This window comes from Oceaniglobus sp. K40-3 (assembly GCF_055808395.1).
The window spans coordinates 1,878,177-1,897,059 of sequence record NZ_CM147868.1 but is presented as its reverse complement, the minus strand read 5'-3'; the positions used below and the strand labels follow the sequence as shown (position 1 = coordinate 1,897,059).

The 18,883-nt window shown below is 62.2% G+C and carries 19 protein-coding genes and 1 tRNA gene; 15 read left to right on the top strand and 5 right to left on the bottom strand.

The window, feature by feature from the left end; translation table 11 throughout:
* Window positions 1–163: 163 nt before the first annotated feature.
* The 8 genes from AC0L7P_RS09825 to AC0L7P_RS09790 all read left to right on the top strand — a co-directional run bounded on the left by AC0L7P_RS09825 (window position 164) and on the right by AC0L7P_RS09790 (window position 7,431).
* The gene (locus AC0L7P_RS09825; RefSeq protein WP_473432657.1) at window positions 164–1,438 is read left to right on the top strand and encodes a cobyrinate a,c-diamide synthase; all 1,275 of its coding nucleotides are present in this window, start codon (window positions 164–166) and stop codon (window positions 1,436–1,438) included.
* Between the two features lie 27 nt (window positions 1,439–1,465).
* A complete protein-coding gene (locus AC0L7P_RS09820) occupies window positions 1,466–2,683 on the top strand; it encodes an MFS transporter (RefSeq protein WP_473432656.1) in 1,218 nt (405 codons plus the stop codon).
* An 80-nt stretch (window positions 2,684–2,763) separates the two neighbouring features.
* Window positions 2,764–2,838, top strand: a tRNA-Val gene (locus AC0L7P_RS09815).
* 178 nt (window positions 2,839–3,016) lie between these two features.
* Window positions 3,017–4,162, top strand: a complete 1,146-nt coding sequence (locus AC0L7P_RS09810; protein ID WP_473432655.1) for a DNA cytosine methyltransferase — start codon at window positions 3,017–3,019, stop codon at window positions 4,160–4,162.
* Window positions 4,159–4,365 (top strand): hypothetical protein, encoded by a 207-nt coding sequence (locus tag AC0L7P_RS09805; RefSeq protein WP_473432654.1) that lies wholly within the window; start codon window positions 4,159–4,161, stop codon window positions 4,363–4,365. Before AC0L7P_RS09810 ends, AC0L7P_RS09805 begins: the two co-directional genes overlap by 4 nt.
* 34 nt (window positions 4,366–4,399) lie before the next feature.
* Window positions 4,400–5,083 (top strand): hypothetical protein, encoded by a 684-nt coding sequence (locus AC0L7P_RS09800; protein WP_473432653.1) that lies wholly within the window; start codon window positions 4,400–4,402, stop codon window positions 5,081–5,083.
* Between the two features lie 396 nt (window positions 5,084–5,479).
* Window positions 5,480–6,040 carry a TRAP transporter small permease subunit gene (locus tag AC0L7P_RS09795; protein ID WP_473435433.1) on the top strand — a complete coding sequence of 187 codons (561 nt, stop codon included), beginning with the start codon at window positions 5,480–5,482 and terminating at the stop codon, window positions 6,038–6,040.
* Entirely contained in the window at window positions 6,040–7,431 is a 1,392-nt protein-coding gene (locus AC0L7P_RS09790) for a TRAP transporter large permease (RefSeq protein ID WP_473432652.1), read from the top strand. The genes AC0L7P_RS09795 and AC0L7P_RS09790 overlap by 1 nt, the downstream gene beginning before the upstream one ends.
* 72 nt (window positions 7,432–7,503) lie before the next feature.
* Here AC0L7P_RS09790 and AC0L7P_RS09785 read toward each other — a convergent pair whose 3' ends face one another.
* Entirely contained in the window at window positions 7,504–8,598 is a 1,095-nt protein-coding gene (locus AC0L7P_RS09785; RefSeq protein ID WP_473432651.1) for a TRAP transporter substrate-binding protein, read from the bottom strand.
* Window positions 8,599–8,876: 278 nt separating this feature from the next.
* Entirely contained in the window at window positions 8,877–9,995 is a 1,119-nt protein-coding gene (locus AC0L7P_RS09780; protein ID WP_473432650.1) for an ROK family protein, read from the bottom strand.
* Between the two features lie 120 nt (window positions 9,996–10,115).
* Here AC0L7P_RS09780 and AC0L7P_RS09775 point away from each other — a divergent pair, with 120 nt between their 5' ends.
* From AC0L7P_RS09775 to AC0L7P_RS09755, 5 genes are all read left to right on the top strand, one after another.
* Complete coding sequence (locus AC0L7P_RS09775; protein ID WP_473432649.1) at window positions 10,116–11,099, top strand: extracellular solute-binding protein; 984 nt, start codon at window positions 10,116–10,118, stop codon at window positions 11,097–11,099.
* An 84-nt stretch (window positions 11,100–11,183) separates the two neighbouring features.
* Window positions 11,184–12,266 (top strand): ABC transporter ATP-binding protein, encoded by a 1,083-nt coding sequence (locus AC0L7P_RS09770; RefSeq protein WP_473432648.1) that lies wholly within the window; start codon window positions 11,184–11,186, stop codon window positions 12,264–12,266.
* Window positions 12,263–13,537: an ABC transporter permease gene (locus AC0L7P_RS09765; protein WP_473432647.1), complete on the top strand. Its 1,275-nt coding sequence runs from the start codon at window positions 12,263–12,265 to the stop codon at window positions 13,535–13,537. Before AC0L7P_RS09770 ends, AC0L7P_RS09765 begins: the two co-directional genes overlap by 4 nt.
* Entirely contained in the window at window positions 13,537–13,923 is a 387-nt protein-coding gene (locus AC0L7P_RS09760; RefSeq protein ID WP_473435432.1) for an ABC transporter permease, read from the top strand. Before AC0L7P_RS09765 ends, AC0L7P_RS09760 begins: the two co-directional genes overlap by 1 nt.
* A gap of 5 nt (window positions 13,924–13,928) precedes the next feature.
* Window positions 13,929–14,855, top strand: coding sequence for a hypothetical protein (locus AC0L7P_RS09755; RefSeq protein ID WP_473432646.1), 927 nt, complete (start codon window positions 13,929–13,931; stop codon window positions 14,853–14,855).
* A gap of 63 nt (window positions 14,856–14,918) precedes the next feature.
* On the opposite strand, the gene AC0L7P_RS09750 is transcribed toward AC0L7P_RS09755, so the two are convergent.
* Genes AC0L7P_RS09750 through AC0L7P_RS09740 form a run of 3 tightly spaced genes read right to left on the bottom strand, consistent with a single transcriptional unit; the run spans window position 14,919 to window position 17,069 of the window.
* A complete protein-coding gene (locus AC0L7P_RS09750; RefSeq protein WP_473432645.1) occupies window positions 14,919–16,172 on the bottom strand; it encodes a divergent polysaccharide deacetylase family protein in 1,254 nt (417 codons plus the stop codon).
* Window positions 16,105–16,410 (bottom strand): hypothetical protein, encoded by a 306-nt coding sequence (locus tag AC0L7P_RS09745; RefSeq protein ID WP_473432644.1) that lies wholly within the window; start codon window positions 16,408–16,410, stop codon window positions 16,105–16,107. Before AC0L7P_RS09745 ends, AC0L7P_RS09750 begins: the two co-directional genes overlap by 68 nt.
* Window positions 16,368–17,069 carry a hypothetical protein gene (locus AC0L7P_RS09740; RefSeq protein ID WP_473432643.1) on the bottom strand — a complete coding sequence of 234 codons (702 nt, stop codon included), beginning with the start codon at window positions 17,067–17,069 and terminating at the stop codon, window positions 16,368–16,370. Before AC0L7P_RS09740 ends, AC0L7P_RS09745 begins: the two co-directional genes overlap by 43 nt.
* A gap of 158 nt (window positions 17,070–17,227) precedes the next feature.
* Here AC0L7P_RS09740 and AC0L7P_RS09735 point away from each other — a divergent pair, with 158 nt between their 5' ends.
* On the top strand, window positions 17,228–17,809 hold the full coding sequence (locus tag AC0L7P_RS09735) for an anthranilate synthase component II (protein WP_473432642.1): 582 nt from the start codon (window positions 17,228–17,230) through the stop codon (window positions 17,807–17,809).
* Window positions 17,806–18,825, top strand: a complete 1,020-nt coding sequence (gene trpD, locus AC0L7P_RS09730; protein WP_473432641.1) for an anthranilate phosphoribosyltransferase — start codon at window positions 17,806–17,808, stop codon at window positions 18,823–18,825. Before AC0L7P_RS09735 ends, trpD begins: the two co-directional genes overlap by 4 nt.
* The last annotated feature ends 58 nt before the right edge of the window (window positions 18,826–18,883 follow it).

Below are 18,883 nucleotides of genomic sequence, written 5' to 3'. Positions count from 1 at the left end.
GTTTTTCACCTCGCTATGGCGTTTGGAAATTTGCTTTGGATACCCCGGAAACGGATGATCTTGATGCAACGTGACGTGGTACGGGGAACCGAGACTTGATCGACAACGACCCGCAAAGACCGCCGGAGGCTCTCGCACTCTTCCCCCACGCCCCGATCCCGTGTTGAGCACGGGCATCATCGTCGCCGCCCCCCAGTCGGGCAGCGGCAAGACCACGATCACCCTCGGGTTGCTGCGCGCCCTGACACGGGCCGGGCACCATGTGCGCGGCGCCAAATCCGGCCCCGATTACATTGATCCAAGATTTCACGAGGCGGCGTGTGGCGCGCCCTGCCGCAATCTTGATGCCTGGGCCATGGCGCCCGCCCGCATCCGCGATCTGGCGCAGGGCGACGGCATGGTGATCGTCGAGGGCGCAATGGGGCTGTTCGATGGCGCGCCGCCTGACGGGCGCGGCGCCACTGCCGATCTGGCGCGCATTCTGGGGCTGCCCGTGGTGCTGGTGGTTGATGCCGGGCGGATGGCCCATTCCATCGCGCCGCTGGTTGCCGGGTTCGCCTGCCACGACAGTGCCGTCACCATCGCCGGTGTGATCCTGAACAACGTCGGATCTGACCGCCATGACCGGATGCTGCGCGCTGCTTTGGCCCCCGGCGGCATTCCCGTTCTGGGCACTTTGGCGCGCGCCCCGGCCCTTGGCCGTCCCGCCCGCCACCTGGGGCTGGTGCAGGCGGGCGAACACCCCGACCTTGACGCCTTTTTGAACACCGCCGCCGATGCCGTTGAGGCGGGAATCAATCTCTCTGCCCTTTTGGCCTGCGCCGCCCCATTGCCCCCCGGTTCAAACGCCCCGCGCCTGCCGCCCCCCGCCCAGAACATTGCCATCGCCCAGGACCACGCCTTTTCCTTTGCCTATCCGCATATGCGCGACGACTGGCATGCCGGTGGCGCTGCGATCACCACGTTTTCGCCCCTGGCAAATGATCCGGTGCCGCCTTGCGATCTGGTGATCCTTCCCGGCGGCTATCCCGAATTGTTCGCGGGTCGGCTGGCCGCAAACACCACATTCATGCACAGCCTGAGGAATGCCGCACAAACAACTGATATATATGGAGAGTGTGGCGGATACATGGTGTTGGGCGAAACCCTGACCGATGCTGATGGTCAAACCCATCCCATGGCGGGGCTTCTGCCCCTTGATACCAGCTTTGCCACCCGCCGCCTGCATCTTGGGTATCGCCACCTTGCCGCCGCCCATGGCCGGTTCGCGGGCAATTGGGGCGGTCATGAGTTTCACTATGCCACCACCCTGCGCGCCGAAGGGCCGGCCCTGTTCACCGCCCGCGACGCCGAAGGCACCGCCCTGCCCGACATGGGCCTGCGCCAAGGTCACGTCAGCGGCAGCTTTGCCCATCTGATTGATCGCCCTCTTCCCTAAACGCAAATGCCGGAGTATGGCAGAGCGATGACCCAAGCACTCCCCAAGAAAACCGCCGTCCGCAATGTCGGAATCCTCGTGGCCGCGCAGGCGCTTCTTGGCGCCCAGATGCCGATGCTGTTCACCATCGGCGGGCTGGCCGGGCAATCGCTTGCCACCAACCTGTGCTTTGCCACCCTGCCGATTTCAATGATCGTGCTGGGCAGCATGCTGTGCGCCACACCGATGTCGGGCTTCATGCAGCGGCACGGGCGGCGCGCGGGGTTCTGGCTGGGCACCTTTGGCGGTGCCATGGGCGCGGCGATCGGGGCATGGGCGCTGGCCATTGCCAGCTTTCCACTGTTTCTGGTCGGTTCGCTGTTTACCGGGATCTATATGTCGGCACAGGGGTTTTACCGCTTTGCCGCCTCTGACAGCGCCGACGAGGCGTTCCGCCCCAAGGCGATTTCCTATGTCATGGCAGGCGGTCTGTTTTCGGCTGTTATCGGGCCGCAACTGGTGAAGGTGACGGCCGATTCCATGGTGGTGCCGTTTTTGGGCAGCTATCTTACTGTGATCGGGCTGAACATGGTCGGCTCGCTGTTGTTCTTCGGCCTGAAAATCGCCAAACCGCCCGTCCCCAAGGCCGGCGATGATCTGGGCCGCAGCCGTTGGCAACTGCTCACCACGCCGCGCGTTGCGGTGGCGATCATATGCGCCATGGTGTCCTATGCGCTGATGAATCTGGTGATGACCTCCACCCCCCTTGCCGTCGTCGGCTGTGGGTTCACCAAGAACAACGCCGCCGATGTGGTGTCCGGTCATGTTCTGGCCATGTTCATCCCGTCGTTCTTTACCGGCCACCTGATCGCCCGGTTCGGAGTTGAACGGATTGTCGGCACAGGTCTGGTCATTCTGGCGGGGGCCGGGGTTGTTGCCCTGTCCGGCGTCGAGCTGGAGAACTTTTTCCTTGCCCTGATCCTGCTGGGGCTTGGCTGGAACTTTGGCTTTATCGGCGCCACCACCATGCTTGCGGGCGCCCATACCGCCGCCGAACGGGGCCGCGTACAGGGCATGAACGACATGATCGTGTTTGGCTGTGTCACCTTGGCCAGTCTTGCGTCGGGGGGATTGATGAATTGCTCCGGCGGCACCCCTCAGGCGGGCTGGCATGCGGTCAACTATGCGATGATCCCGTTCCTGATTCTTGCAGGTGGGTCGCTGATCTGGCTGGTGGCGCGTGGACGGCGGGGCCTGACGACCTGACCCGCCACCAACCGGCACGGGTGATTTTCATCAACCGCCCCACTTGCACCCCCGCCAACTGCCGCTAAACCCCCGCCAGCGGGTGATTAGCTCAGTGGTAGAGCGCTTCGTTCACATCGAAGATGTCAGGGGTTCAAATCCCTTATCACCCACCATCCCCCCGCACAGTGATGTCGTGATCGAAATCATCGGTTGGTGGATTACATGGTCAGGCGGGCCGGTTTTGTACGGTCGATGCATCGTGATGCCAATCGGGTGATGGATCGGCTGACTATTGATGCAGATGACTCCACGGTCTACTCTGCATTGTGTTCGGTTGAAGCGGAGAGCGGGATGATTCACGAAAGGCCAATTGCCATTGACCTCTTCGCCGGGTGCGGTGGCATGTCGCTCGGGTTCGAGCAGGCAGGCTTTGATGTGGTTGCCGCGATCGAGATCGACCCGGTTCATGCTGCTGTTCACAAGTTCAACTTTCCCGACTGTGCAATATTGCCCCAAAGCGTCGTCGGCCTGACCGGTGCGGCAATCAGGAAAGCAGCCGGGATAGGCGATCAACGTGTTGATGTGGTCTGTGGTGGCGCCCCCTGCCAAGGGTTCTCGCTGATCGGCCAGAGGGCCATCGACGACCCCCGGAACCTTTTGGTCAAGGAATTCGTGCGCATCGTGTGCGAACTCGATGCCCGGGCCTTTGTTTTCGAGAACGTGAAGGGGCTGACCCTTGGTCAGCATCGTCGTTTCCTCGATGAGCTGATCACGGAATTCGGCACTGCCGGATACGTGGTGGTCACGCCGACAAAGGTGTTGAACGCTGCCAATTTCGGTGTTCCGCAATCGCGCGAAAGGCTGTTCCTGATCGGGATGAAGGCGGGCGAGGCCGCTGCGCGGTATCCGGCGCCGATCACCGCCATACCGGGAAAACGTGACCAGCGCGATCTGCCGTTGGGACCGACGTGTGCTGACGCGCTGGACGATCTGCCCGACGCCGAGGACTTTGCGACCCTCATCACGACCGATCAGGTCCGCACGACGCGCTATGGCGCGCGCGGCGCAAGCCCGCTGAGCGCATATGCAACCGAGATGCGATGCCTGTCGAACGACGCGTGGCATTATGGCAAGGTGCGTTCCTGGGATCCTGCAATACTGACATCCAGCATCCGCACAGATCATACAGAAATCTCCAGACGGCGGTTTGCCGAGGCGAACCCCGGGTCCAATGAACCCATTTCACGGCTGTTCAAGCTGCCGCCTGATGGCGTGTCCAACACGTTGCGGGCGGGCACGGACGCGGCCCGTGGTGCATTCACCAGCCCACGTCCGATCCACTATGCCAGGGCCCGTTGCGTGACCGTGCGCGAGATGGCGCGACTTCATGGTTTCCCGGACTGGTTCCGGTTGCACAGGACAAAGTGGCACGGCGCACGCCAGATCGGCAATGCGGTTCCGCCCCCTTGGCACGGGCGGTCGCAGGAAGCGTCATGAAGGCGTTGGGCGACATTCCCGCAGGGGCCGAGGCTGTGCTTGCCCTGGGCGACCCTGCCCTTTTGCGAATGGATATGGGGCAGGCAGCGGCCTATTGGGGCGTTCAGGCTCCGTCGTCCAGACGGGACCGGAAAAGCGGCGCAACAAAGCGCAAGCAGGTCGATATCGAAGCAATGCGGCTGGCCGCGTTAGCCGCAGAGTAGAATATTGGCCGCACAGAACAGGTATCATGCGCTGGTGGAGAAGATTTTCTTCGACCGCTATTCCGACGGCGACACGGATCTGCCCTGGGCGCGAACGGATCTGGAACAAGCGGCGATCGATCTCGACATCGTCTTGCCAAAGAATCTGGGCGATGTGGTTTATTCGATCCGCTATCGCAGCCCGATGCCCCAAAGCATCCTCGATACCCAGCCCGAGGGCATGGAATGGATCATCTCGGGTGAAGGGCGCGCTCGCTACAGCTTTCGGCTGGTCCCGTTCAACCGCATCCGCCCAAACGAAAACCTGATCGCGATCAAGATACCCGATGCCACCCCCGAGATTATCGGCGCATATGCGGTCAGCGACGAACAGGCATTGCTGGCAAAGGTCCGCTATAACAGATTGATCGACATCTTTCTGGAACTGGCGGCGTATTCGTTGCAGAACCATTTGCGCACGACAGTTGCCGGTGTCGGGCAGATCGAGATCGACGAGATTTATGTCGGGGTGGACAAGCGTGGGCGGCAGTTCATCGTGCCGGTGCAGGCCAAGGGGGGAACGACCAGCTCAGCGTCGTTCAGACCGAACAAGACCTCAGGTGCTGCGCCGAAAAATACCCCAACCTCGTGGCGCGGGCGGTCTCGGCGCAGTTCATGGATGATGATCTTATTGCACTGTTCGAACTCGCGGTCGAAAACAGTCAGGTCAAGGTCGTAGAGGAACGGCACTACAGGCTGGTGCCCGCCGGCATGATCGAAGTGGCGGATTTGGAACGCTATAGCCGGGGCTGAGACATTGGGCCGACAGCAGCCCGGCAACGTCACTCTCATACCCTGCGGCGGCTTGGCGATCGGGCACTGGCGTGTTCCATGGGGCATGGGTTCCTCCGGCTACCGACCTCACCACAAGGGGCTCTGGGGCGCGCTGACCGCCCCCTTTGTCTGCGCCTCAGGTGTGCATTTGACAGCGGTGATCGGTGCGGGCGATGAACATCCGGCGCACATACAGGGCCACGCCGGGGTTTTCGCGGGGATTTCCAAACGGGCTGTATTGTAGAAACGTCACTTTCGTGGCAACAAACGCCACACTGTTTTATCCACAGGAGCGAGCATGATGCGCGTACTAGCGGCGGTGGTTCGGGCAATATGCGGACTGAATACACTTATCGGACAAGTCTTTTCCTGGCTTTCGCTGGGTATCGTGATCATCTGCTTTACCGTTGTGGTACAGCGCTATCTTTTCGCGATCAGTTACGTCTGGATGCAGGATCTTTATATCTGGCTGAACGGCGCGATGTTCACCGCTGTGGCGGGGTTTGCCATGATGCGCGGCGATCATGTGCGCGTTGACATTTTCTATCGCCCTGCCACCCCGCGCACCAAGGCGATCGTGGATCTGATCGGGTCGGTCCTGTTTCTGCTGCCGTTCTGTGCGGTGGTTTATACCTATTCAATGCCCTTTGTTCAGCGCGCCTGGGGCTATCACGAAGGGTCGGCCAATGTCGGGGGCATGCCGGGGCTGTATATTCTCAAGACGTTCATCCTCGCTTTCGTCGCCCTGCTTGCCCTTCAGGGCATAGCGATGATTGCGCGCTCTGTTCTGGTGCTGGCCAGCCGCGCCGATCTTTTGCCCCCTTCGCAACGTTATGACGCCGACAGCGAAGGAGCTGCGTAATGGATCCTGTCGCAATCGGAGAACTTCTCGCCGGGTTGATGTTCTTTGGCATTATCGGGTTTTTGCTGCTTGGCTTTCCGGTGGCGTTCACGCTGGCGGGTGTGTCGCTGATGTTTGGCGCCGTGGGCATGTCGTTCGGCGTGTTCGATCCGTCAAATTTCGGCGCCCTGCCCAACCGCTATATCGGGTTCATGACCAACGAAGTGTTGGTCGCCGTGCCGCTGTTCATCTTCATGGGCGTGATGCTGGAGCGATCCAACATCGCCGAGCAACTTCTGCTGACCATGGGCAAGCTGTTCGGCAATCTGCGCGGCGGTCTTGGCATGTCGGTGATTGTCGTGGGTGCGCTTCTTGCGGCCTCTACCGGTGTTGTCGGGGCCACGGTGGTGACCATGGGCCTGATTTCACTGCCGGCGATGCTGCGGGCCGGGTATGATCCGAAACTGGCCACCGGTGTGATCTGCGCCAGCGGCACCCTGGGGCAGATCATTCCGCCTTCGACCGTGCTGATTTTCATGGGCGATATGCTGTCGGGCATCAATTCGCAGGTTCAGATGGCCAAGGGCAATTTTGCCCCCACCGCCGTGTCTGTGGGTGATCTGTTTGCCGGGGCGTTGTTGCCGGGGTTCATGCTGGTCGGTCTGTACCTTGCCTATACCATCTTCAAGGCGATCACCGATCCTGAAAGCTGCCCCGCGACGCCGGTTCCTGCGGACGAGAAAAAGGATCTTTTGCGCGACGTCTTTGTGTCGCTGGTGCCGCCGCTTTTGCTGATCCTGTCGGTGCTCGGGTCGATCCTTGGCGGTATCGCCACCCCGACCGAGGCCGCCTCGGTGGGGGCGGTGGGCGCGATGATCCTGGCCGCCATACGCTGGCGGCTGTCATTCGCCATTCTGCGCGAAACGGTTATCGCCACGGCCACGATCACCTCGATGGTGTTTGTGATCCTGCTGGGGGCTTCGGTGTTCTCGGTCGTGTTCCGGCTGATGGGCGGTGACAATCTGGTGCATGAATTCCTGTCCAGCCTGCCCGGCGGTGTGTTGATGCCCGTTGCCGTCGTCATGGCGATCATGTTTGTGCTGGGTTTCATTCTTGACACCTTCGAGATCATTTTCATCGTCATTCCGATCACGGCGCCAATTCTGCTGGCGCTGGATGTCGATCCGGTCTGGCTTGGGGTATTGGTGGGGGTGAACCTGCAAACCTCGTTCCTGACCCCGCCCTTTGGCTTTGCGCTGTTTTATCTGCGCGGGGTCGCGCCCGCCGATTTGCCGACCTCGGCGATCTACAAGGGCATCCTGCCATTCGTCGTGCTTCAGATCATCGCCATCGCCATATTGTTCGCGTTCCCGGGCATCGTGACATGGCTGCCCCGCTTGATCGCGGGTTAACGCGACACCCGTGAAACCAAAAATGGCCCGGCGATGACGCCGGGCCATTTTCGTTTCGCCACGCGGGTGAAATCAGTACTTGAGATACTTTTGACGTGCGACCTGATAGGGCAGATCGATCATTTCGGTCCGCTCACGCACAAGGCTCAGACCGTCAAGGAAACTTTCGGTCACCTTCTTGACCAGCGGATCGTCGCTGTTGCGCAACTCCTCGATCACTTCTTTCGAAGCCACAGCACCCGCCTGCATGATGTCATCGGGGAACGCCCGCACCGTCACGCCGTGATCGTTCACCAATGTGCGCAGGGCGCGCGGATCGTTGGCATAGAAATCAGCCGCGACCTGATCGTATTCGGCCTGACAAACATCCCGGATGATGGCCTGCAAATCGTCCGGCAGCGCCTGATATTTGGCCTTGTCCACCACCAGTTCCGTCGCCAGCCCGGATTCAACAAAGCTGGGCATATAGTAGTTTTTGGCAACCTGATGGAACCCCAGCGCCAGATCGTTGTAAGGGCCAACGAATTCGGCGGCATCCAGCGTGCCGGACTGCAACGCCTGGAAGATTTCGCCAGCCGCCAGGTTTGTCACCGTGGCGCCCAGTTTTTCCCAAACGCGCCCGCCAAGGCCGGGCGTACGGAACCGAACGCCTTTCAGGTCATCGACGCTTTTGAGTTCATTCTTGAACCAACCGCCGGCCTGCGTGCCGGTGTTGCCCGACAGAAAGCCCTGAACGCCGAACTGGTCATACACCTCATCCCAGATTTCCTGACCACCAAGATAGCGCATCCACGCCGTCAGTTCGGGGGTCGTCATCCCGTAGGGAACGCCCGTAAAGAATGACAGGGCCGGTGATTTGTTCTGCCAGTAATAGGCGGCGCCATGGCTCATTTCGGCGGTGCCGTCGATGACAGCATCCAGCGATTGCAATGGCGGCACCAGTTCACCCGCAGAATAAACCTGTACGGTCAGGCGGCCACCCGACGCGGCGGTAACGCGATCGGCCAAACGCTGCGCGCCAACACCCAGACCCGGAAAATTCTTGGGCCAGGTGGTGACCATGCGCCAGGTGATGTTGCCCTGCGCGATGGCCGGGCTGGAAAGGCCCGCGGCAGTTGCCCCTACGCCCGCAACGCCTGCGCGCTTGATAAAAGAACGACGATCCATTCTTACCTCCCTAAACAATGGATAACACTCTGCCGGATTTCAAACCTGCCAAAGTGGCGACCTTAACGATCAACAACAACAGGTAAGTCGTTGTAGCGCCTGTTGTCCAGACAGCCCGCACCCGAAACGTGGTGATATTCACAGGCGATCAGAAAGGACCAAAGCATTTGCCGGGGGTGGCCGAACCAACCCGCACCGCAAACCACTGATCCCCCTATGTGCGCCGGGACGGGGTTAGCGGCTTTTGCTGACGTTGCCGGCAAATGTCGCCGGATTCATCAGGTAATGAATTGGCAGGGCCGCGGCGCCCATTTGCGGCAGGTCATCGCGCATGGCCCGCAGGATACGGGGGAAATCATGTAATCCTCTCCCAGGCGCGGCTGGTTCGCGATATGGGTGATGAAACCGTCGATCAGACTGGGGTGCAGCGTGCCCCCGAACACGATCGCATCGGGGGCAAAGGTACGGGCAATGACAAGGCACAGCCAGCGCAATTGTTCGGCCGCCCGGTCGCGCCACGCGCCGACCAATGGCTGTGACAGGTGGGCATCGGTGAAATCGGCCAAGCGGGCAATCCCGGCCCCTGCCCGTTCCAGCGTATCCAGCAAATCCTGCCCCGACGGGCGCGGCGCCGATTTGGGAAACATGCCGCCCCATTCCGCCGCGCCGTTGTTGCGCCCAAGATAGGGGCGATGATCAACCACTGCCGCCCCGCCGATGCCGTGGGACAGCCAGACATGGCAGAAATTCCCCACATCCTGACAGGCGCCGTGATAAAGTTCGCCAAGACAGGCGGCCTTGGCATCGTTCATGTGGCGCACGGGCATGCCGAAATATGGCGAAAGATCGCGCTCGACATCCACACTGGGCCAGTCGGCGAACTGGCGAATCCGCATCACGCGGGTCGGGTCTTCGCTGTATTGGCCCGGATAGCTGACGCCGCAACCCGCCATGCGCGCCTTTTCGATCCCGAGGGTCGCGATCTGGCGCGCAACACTTTCGGCGGCCACGGTCATGATGGCAACGAAAGACCGGTCAGGCACGGCCACCTCGTCGTGCGAGGCAACGCCGCCGGTCAGATCCGAAATGCAGGTCATGATGCGGTCAGGGTCGATATAGACCCCCGCCGTGAACAATCCGCCCGGGCGGATGAACAGCGCCCGCGCAGGATAGCCGCGCTGTTTTTCCCGCCGCTCGCCGTCGCGTTCACCAAGCAACCCGTAATCGATCAGCAGGCCGCACAGACGGGTGACAGTGGGCGGGGTAAGATCAAGCGCGCGGGCAAGATCGGCCCGCGATTGCGGCCCGCCAGCGCGCAATCGCGACAGGATTCGGCGGGCGTTAAAGCTGAGTTTGATATGATCCGCCATATTTTTCACCATAATATCAAATCCCATGGCGCCGATAGCCATCAAAACCGTTGACTCCGATTATATTTTGGAAAGTAATATAATGCGAGACTGTATGTGACGGGCCTGCGACTCTGCCCGGCACCGACACAACCCCCGGGAGGACACATGAAAAAACTTTTTGGAATGACCGCGCTGGCATCGACGATGGCCCTGACGGCAACCATGGCGCTGGCCGATGGCAAAGTGACGGTCTATACCGCCGTGCCGCAAAACTTTATCGACGCACTGGTGCCGGTCTTTGAGGAAGACACAGGAACCTCGGTCGAAATCATCAAGGCGGGGTCGGGCGAATTGCTCAACCGTCTGAACGCCGAAAAGGAAAGCCCCGCCGCCGATGTGCTGTGGAGCGTGGACGGCACCGTGATCGACTTTAACCCCGATCTGTTCGCGCCGTACAACACCGCCGGGTCCGATGCGCTGGCCCCCGGGATGAAGCAAAGCGACCTGTGGACACCCTTCACCGCCGTCGTGATGGTGTTTATCGTGAACGAAGGAAAGCTGAACGGCCTGCCCGTGCCCGACAGTTGGAAATCGCTGGCCGATCCGCAGTACAACGACATGATCTCGTCGGCCCGGGCCGAGGCATCGGGTTCTGCCTATATTCAGCTTGCCAACGTGCTTCAGGCCTTTGACACCGAGGAAGAAGGCTGGGACGTGTATAAGGGCATGTTGGGCAATTTCGTGCTGTCCGACAGTTCGGGCGCCGTGCCGCGTTTCGTGAACGACGGCGAACTGCCCATCGGTGTAACGCTGGAAGACGCGGCGCTTCGTTATGTCGAAGGCGGCGGTCCGGTTCAGATCGTCTATCCTGCCGAAGGCACGGCGATCGCCCCCGATGCGATGGCCCTGATCAAGGGCGCGCCGGACGAAGACAACGCCAAGGCGTTCCTTGATTTCATGCTGTCCGAAAAGGCACAGACCATCGTTGCCGAACAGGGCCGCCGCCCGGTGCGTGGCGATGTCGATTCAAATCCGGTTCTGACGCCCTTGGCCGAGGTGAACTCGGTCGGGTATGACGCCGCATGGGCCGCCGAAAACCGCGAACGCCTGGTCGACAAATGGAAAGATATGGTGCTGGACGTGCAATAAACGCACCCCTCACCCATCAGGCGTGCCGCCCATTCCGGCGGCCCGCCGTCTTTTGCGCCCAAGACACTTGCAAGGAATCCCCCCATGGCCTCAGTCGATATCACCGAGCTGCGAAAGCTTTACGGTGACGTGGTCGCCCTGTCCGACATTTCGATTTCGATTCCTTCGGGGTCGTTCTTTACGCTGCTTGGCCCGTCGGGCTGTGGCAAAACCACCCTGTTGCGCACCATTGCCGGGTTTCACGCACAGACGGCCGGAACGATACAGGTCGACGGAAACTCCATCGAAAACCTTCCCGCGCACCGGCGCGATGTGGCGATGGTGTTTCAGGATTACGCCGTGTTTCCCCATCTCAGCGTGCGCGACAACGTCGCCTTTGGGCTGAAACAGCGCCGGATCGCCAGCCGCGAAATCACCCAGCGGGTGAACGAGGTGCTGGAGGTTGTGCAGCTTGGCCATCTGGCCGAACGGATGCCCCACGAATTGTCGGGCGGACAACAACAGCGCGTCGGGCTTGCCCGCGCCATCGTGGTGCGCCCCAAGGTGTTGCTGATGGATGAACCCCTGTCCAACCTTGACGCCAAGCTGCGCGTCGATCTGCGCGCCGAACTGCGCCGCATTCAGCGCGATCTGGGGGTAACGACCGTCTATGTGACCCACGATCAGGAAGAAGCCCTGGCCATGTCTGACACGGTCTGTGTCATGTATCGCGGCGTGATTCAGCAAGCGGCAAGCCCGCTGGACATTTACCTGCGTCCCACCAACCGGTTTGTTGCCGCCTTTGTGGGGGCCAATAATTTTCTCAGGGTCAAACGCGACGGCGATCAGCATGTTCTGGCGGCCAATGGCGCGCCTGTCACCTTTGGCGGCGATGGCACGGTCGATGCAGTCTGCGCCCTGCGCCCCGAAGAATGCCGGGTTCTGACCGACGCCGCACAGGCGGGGCCAGACGATCTGGTGATCCCCGTGCGCACCACCCAAAGCAGTTTCATCGGGCGCGAGGTTGAAGTGTTCGCCGTCACCGACACCGATGAAGACATCAAGGCGGTGATCCGCCCCGACCCGGCGATCATCGCACTGGAACCGGGCAGCCGCGCCTTTTTCGCCGTCCCCCGCGCCGGGCTTTCATTTTTCGAGGATACGGAAACCGGAGGGCGCTTGTCATGACCATTGCCGGGCGCACCTTCCGCCCCGATTTCTGGACGGGTGTCACAGTTCTGGTCATCCTTGTGCTGGCGATCCTGCTGATCCTGCCCATCCTCAGCGTGGCGGCACTCAGCTTTGTGGATGACAAGACCGGGGACTTTACGCTGGGCAATTTCGTTCAGGTGTTCACCCGGAATTATTACCTCAACGGGTTGAAAAACACCCTGTTCGTCGGGGTACTTGGCACCGTGGGGGCCTGTCTGATCGGTATTCCGCTGGCGTTTTTCACTTCGCGGTTCGTGATCCGCGGGCGGGTCTGGATTTCGACCCTGGCGATCCTTGTTCTGGTCGCACCGCCGTTTATCGGTGCCTATGCCTGGATCATGATGTTGGGGTCTAACGGGTTTATCACCAACTTTTTCGGATATTTCGGCATTACGATCCCGACGATTTACGGCGCACACGGAATCATTCTGGTGTTCACTCTCAAATTCTTTCCGTTCATTTTTCTGATGACCCAGACGGCGTTGAACGGGTTGAACAAGTCCTATGAGGATGCGGCGTCAAACCTGGGCTGCACCCCCTGGCAACGGTTTACCAAGATCACCCTGCCGCTGGTGTTTCCGGCGGTCAGCACCGGCGCGATCATCTGTTTCGTGCTGTCGATTGCCGATTTCGGCACGCCCGCCATTCTGGGGCGTGGGTTTCGCACACTTTCGACCATCGCCCTGGCAGCCTATAAATCAGAGTTGGGCGGGCGGCCGACCATGGCTGTCACCGTATCGATGGTGATGATGGTTATTTCCATGCTGGCGCTTGTGGCGCAACGGCGCATTCTGGCCAAACGCCGCTATGCCAGCGCGCTGACCAATCCGCCGGTAAAGGTGAAACTGGACGGCTGGCGCAACATGGGCGTGCATGTTTTCAGCCATGGCATTGTTTTGCTGGCCATGCTGCCCATGGCGGTGGTTGTCTATACGTCGTTTCTGAAAACCAACGGGCCGGTTTTTGTGGGCGGTTTCGGGTTTGAAAGCTATCAGCGGATCTGGCGCGTCGCCCCCGAAGCGATCGGCAACAGTTTCCTGTTTTCGATCCTTGCTGTCATCCTGATCACGGTGTTTTCCGGGCTTATCAGCTATATCATCGTGCGGCGCGAAAATGCCGCCTCGGGGGCGATCGATTTTCTGATGATGGTGCCCTATCTTGTGCCGGGGGTTGTGATGGCCATCGGGTTTGTCACCTCGTTTCGGGGGGGCCTCTTGATATTTTCGGGGCGGCGGGGTTGTTGGTGATGGTCTATTTCATCCGCCGCATTCCTTACGGCGTGCGGTCAACCACCAACAGCCTGCGACAGATCAAACCCTCGGTCGAAGAGGCGGCGATCAACCTCGGCGCCTCACCCCTGCGCGCGTTTCTCAAGGTGACGGTGCCGCTGATCCTGCCGGGGCTGATCGTCGGATCATTGATGAGCTTCATCACCGCGATCAACGAATTGTCCAGCACCCTCATCATCTACAGTTCGGGAACAATCACCATGCCGGTCAAAATCTATCTGGCGGTTCTGGATGGCGAATTCGGGTTGGCCGCCGCCCTGTCCACGGTGCTGCTGGCCTGTACCGGGGCCTGCGTTTATGCCGTGTTCCGCTTTGCCGACAACCGCGATTCAGCGTTTATGTGAGTGCCATGAAAATCGAGCTGGAAAACCACGCAAAGTATCGCGCCCCCGGACAGCAAGGCGACGACGTGCCGCTGATCCTGCCCGGGGTTGTCTTTGGCATATTTGACGGCGCCACCGATGCCCACGGAACGGTGATGGACGGTGTCGGCATGGGGCGGATCGCGGCGCTGACCGTGGCGCAGGCCGCCACCTCTCTGTTGCTGGACCCGACGGCGCGGCGCCTGCCGCTGGCCCGGATTCTCGACCATCTGAGCGAGGCTCTCGCCGCACGCTGCGCGCCGCTGTCGGTGCCGATTTCACCATCGACAACGGTGGCAATGGCCATTGATTGTGGCGATTCCTGGCGGTTCATCACCCTGGGCGACACCGGGATCCGGGTAAACGGGGGCGAAATTCTGCGCCATGAAAAAATCATTGATGCCGTATCGGCCCACGCCCGTGTCGCGCTGTTTCATCACTTTGCAAGCACCACAACCGACCCTGACGCCATCGAAGCCGCGGCACGGCGCGGAATCCTTCTGGGGCTGGACAATGCCGTCACCGAGGGCCATCTGACCCCGCGACAGATGGATGACATCATCACCAAAGCCGCCTCTGCCAACGGGTTGGACCATGCCATCGACGACGTGCGCGCCTTTCTGCGCGGGGGCATTCGCGTTCAGCACCGGCTGGCCAACGGCACCGGCAACGCCCTGAACTTTGATCTCGATGAATGGTGTGACACCGGGCCTGAGCGAAGTCGCGGATCAAACCCGCGCAAAAGACGCCGTGCATTCGATCGAAATCTTTACCGACGGCTATCCCGACGTGCCGCGCGCCATTTCGGCTGCGGCGTGGGAACAGGCCTTTGCCGACGCCGAGAAAACCGATTTTCACAAGATCGGCGCCTTTGCCACGGTCAAGGGATCGACCAGCACCCAATATTTCGATGACCGGAGCGTGCTGGTGCTGGACGGGCTGACCGCCAACACCTGACCCCTACCGGCGCGGGTGCCCTATGGGGTTATCGTCGCCCTGAGCGCCGCCGATACCGGTGCAAGGGCCACGCTTGCCGCGCGGTTGCCAAGGGACCATTCCATCAGCGCGGCCAGGGTTTCGGGGCGGTTGTGGCCCACCAGAATCACCGCGTTCATTTGCCGTGCCCGGAACGCCGCCTGATCAAGGAACCGTTTCACCGCCTTCAGATCCTGCCCGTCACTGTCGATTTCACGAAACACCAATTCCGCCGCAACTCCGCCGCGCACCGCCACCTGCTGCGCCGTGTTCAACCCCTTGGGATAGGTAATCAGCCCATGGCCGGTGTCGGCCAACTCGCTCACCACCTGCCCCAGCGCCTCGCGATTGCCCAGGGTCGTTCCGTCGGGCGTATTGATCAACGCCACGGCATCGGGAATGCGGGCAAAGATATCCTCAAGCGCGACCGATACATCGCTGGCCCGCGCCCCTTGGGGAAAGGCCGGAATCAACACCACCTCGACCCCGGCCGCCCGATAGGCGGCCGCGCGCGCAGCGGCGTCCGGCGCCCCGGCATCAATGGCAACCGACACCGCAAACGGAAGCTTCACCACCGGCCCGCCCTGATCCAGCAGGATCACCGCCACGATGGGCCGCCCGTCGGGGTTGTCAAAGGCAACGGCGTTGCGGGTCAGCGCATCGGCTGCGATCACCTCGTCCGTGGCCTTTGGGGCCTCGGGTTCGGGGGCCGCCTCGGGGGTGTCGCCAATCCGGGGCAAACGGTCGGTGATGACGACAGGTTGCTCTGGCACCAGTTCAGGCGCCACCGGGGGCAACGTGCCATCGGCGGGCAAGGCGGGATCGGGTGCGACCCGCGCAATGGGGGCGTCAGGGGCCGCGGGCTGTGCCGGAACACTGTCACCGCTCGGTGCGTCTGATTGGGCTGGCGGCAGCACAGGCGTGGGCAACCCAGGGGCGGCAGAGGGGACAGTCGGCGCCGGAACCGGGTCGGGCTGCACCACCGCCACGGGGTCGCGCCCGGCTGCGGCGGGCACGCGGGGGGCGTCGCCCTGCAACGGCGCCTCGGCCACATCGACCGCCACCTCGGGTGCAGGTTCGGGCGCGGCAGTGGCATCAAGCGCCAGCGCCCCGCCGTCTGTCTGGGCCGGGGACATCGGGCCGGGGCCGTCCAGCGTGGCAGGCTCGGCGATCCGGCCCGGGACATCATCACCCGACGGCACACGGGGCGCCGCCCCCCGGCCCAGCGTCAGGCGCCAGCGGCGCGTCAGCCACAACCACCGGGCCGGGGCCGGGCGGCAAGGCCGTGGGCGGGCCGCCAACCAACGGCGGCTCTGCCCCCTGCCCCTGTCCCGGGGTCGGCAGCGCCGGTTGCATCACCCGCCCCGGTTCAGCGGTTTCATCGGTCACAAGGCCCGGCACAAGATCGGCGTTTTCCGCAACAGCCCGCAATCCACCCGGAGCCTCGGCGATCACAACAGGAATCGCCCCGGCACCATCGGAATCAGGCGCCACATCCCCCCGGCAGGCGGCACAAGCGGCGCAACGGTTTCAGGCGCCACCGGGTTTTCCCCAGCGTCACCAAATTCGGGCGCCCCTTCCGCTCCGTCCGGTGCCACAAGTGGTTCCACAGCATCGGGCGCCCTCGGGATCACCCCGGCGTCACCGGCATCAGGCACCGCATCCGCCCCGGCAGGCGGCGCAAGCGGCGCAACGGTATCGGGTGCCGCAGGGATCGCCCCGGCGTCACCGGATTCAGGCGCCGCATCCACCCCGGCAGGCGGCGCAAGCGGCGCAACGGTATCGGGTACCGCAGGGACCGCCCCGGCGTCACCGGCATCAGGCACCGCATCCGCCCCCGCAGGCGGCACGAGCGGCGCAACGGTATCGGGTGCCGCCGGTGCATCAGACGGCACCGCTTCATCATCGCCCGCCTTGCCGGCGGGAACCAATGGCGATTCGTCCGCAGGGGGCTGCGCATCCGGTGTTTCCGGTGCCACCACGGCAACCTCGGGTGTCGGGGTATCATCAACGCCGTCAACCGCCGTTTCAGGCACAACAACGGGTGGGACAGGCGCAATCGCCCGCCGCTCGGCCTGCTGACTGACCACCGCCAGAATCAGCCCCGAGACGAAAAGCCCCAAAAATCCACCAGAAACAAATGCGCGACCCACGTTCAAATACTCCGTTTCCGATGCGCCAACAGCGCTTGACCCCCGGGCGCGCCTGCGGCCATGTATAGCGCGACACTCCGGCAGGTTCACCCCCTTGCCACCGCACCCCCGGTCGCGGCACATCGTTGCCGCCCCACTTGCTCAAAGGAACCCGCCCCGTGCTCCTGCTGATCGACAACTACGACAGTTTTACCTACAACCTTGTGCACTATCTTGGCGAACTCGGCACCGACGTTCAGGTGCATCGCAATGACGCGCTGAATGTGCAAGAGGCGATCGCGCTTGCCCCCTCCGCAATTCTGCTGTCCCCCGGCCCCTGCGACCCCGACAAGGCCGGAATTTGCCTGCCGCTGATCCACGCCGCAGCCGCGCGGGGCATTCCGCTTTTGGGGGTATGTCTGGGCCATCAGGCGATCGGTCAGGCCTTTGGCGGCAAGGTGGTACGCGCCCCCGATATCGTGCATGGCAAGGCCGGGGTGATCCGCCACAACGGGCGCGGCGTTTTTGCCGGGCTGCCCACGCCGTTCTCGGCCACCCGCTATCACTCGCTGACGGTGGACCGGGCCAGCCTGCCCGATACGCTCGAAATCACCGCTGACCTGGAGGATGGCACGATCATGGGCCTGTCACACCGCACGCTTCCCGTTCACGGGGTGCAGTTCCACCCCGAATCCATCGCCTCGGAACATGGTCATGCCCTGTTGCGCAACTTTCTGGCCGATGTAACGGTGGCGGCATGACCTCGGAAATCAAACCGCTAATCGCTGCCGCTGTCACCCGCCCCCTGACCCGCGCCGAGGCCGAACAGGCGTTTTCGCTGCTGTTCACCGGCGAAGCCACGCCAAGCCAGATCGGCGGCTTTCTGATGACCCTGCGCACCCGGGGCGAAACGGTGGATGAATACGCCGCCGCCGCCGCCGTGATGCGCGCCAAATGCCGCCCCGTGCGCGCCCCCGAGGGCGCGATCGACATTGTCGGCACCGGGGGCGACGGCAAGGGAACCCTGAACATTTCCACCGCCACCGCCTTTGTGGTGGCCGGTGCCGGGGTGGTGGTGGCCAAACACGGCAACCGCAACCTCAGTTCCAAATCCGGCGCCGCCGATGCCCTGGGGCAGATGGGAATCGACGTGATGGTCGGTCCTGCCGTGGTGGAACAGGCCCTGCGCGACATCGGCATCGGCTTCATGATGGCCCCCATGCACCACCCGGCAACGGCCCATGTAATGCCCACCCGCTCGGAATTGGGAACGCGGACGATTTTCAACATCCTTGGCCCGCTGACCAACCCCGCTGGTGTGAAACGCCAGTTGACCGGCGCCTTTTCCGCCGATGTCATCCGCCCCATGGCCGAAACCCTCGGCGCGCTGGGGGCAGAAAAGGCGTGGCTGGTGCATGGCGGCGACGGCACAGATGAAATCTCGATCGCGGCCCCCACCCAGGTGGCCATTCTGGACAATGGGCAGATCACGGAAACCGAAATCAACCCCGAAGATGCGGCCCTGCCCGTCCACCCCTTCGAGGCGATCATGGGCGGCACCCCCGAGGACAACGGCCGCGCTTTCCGCGCGTTGCTGGACGGCGCACCGGGCGCCTACCGCGATGCTGTCCTGCTGAACGCCGCCGCTGCGCTGATCGTCGCTGACAAGGTGAAAACCTTGCCAGAAGGCGTTGAAATCGCAAAAGAAAGCATCGATTCCGGCGCCGCCCGTGATAAAATCACGGCGCTGGCCAAACTCACACCCATCAAACCCTGACCACCGCCAACTTTTTACTGATCATAAATACTCCCGCCGGAGGCTCCCGCCCCCACAG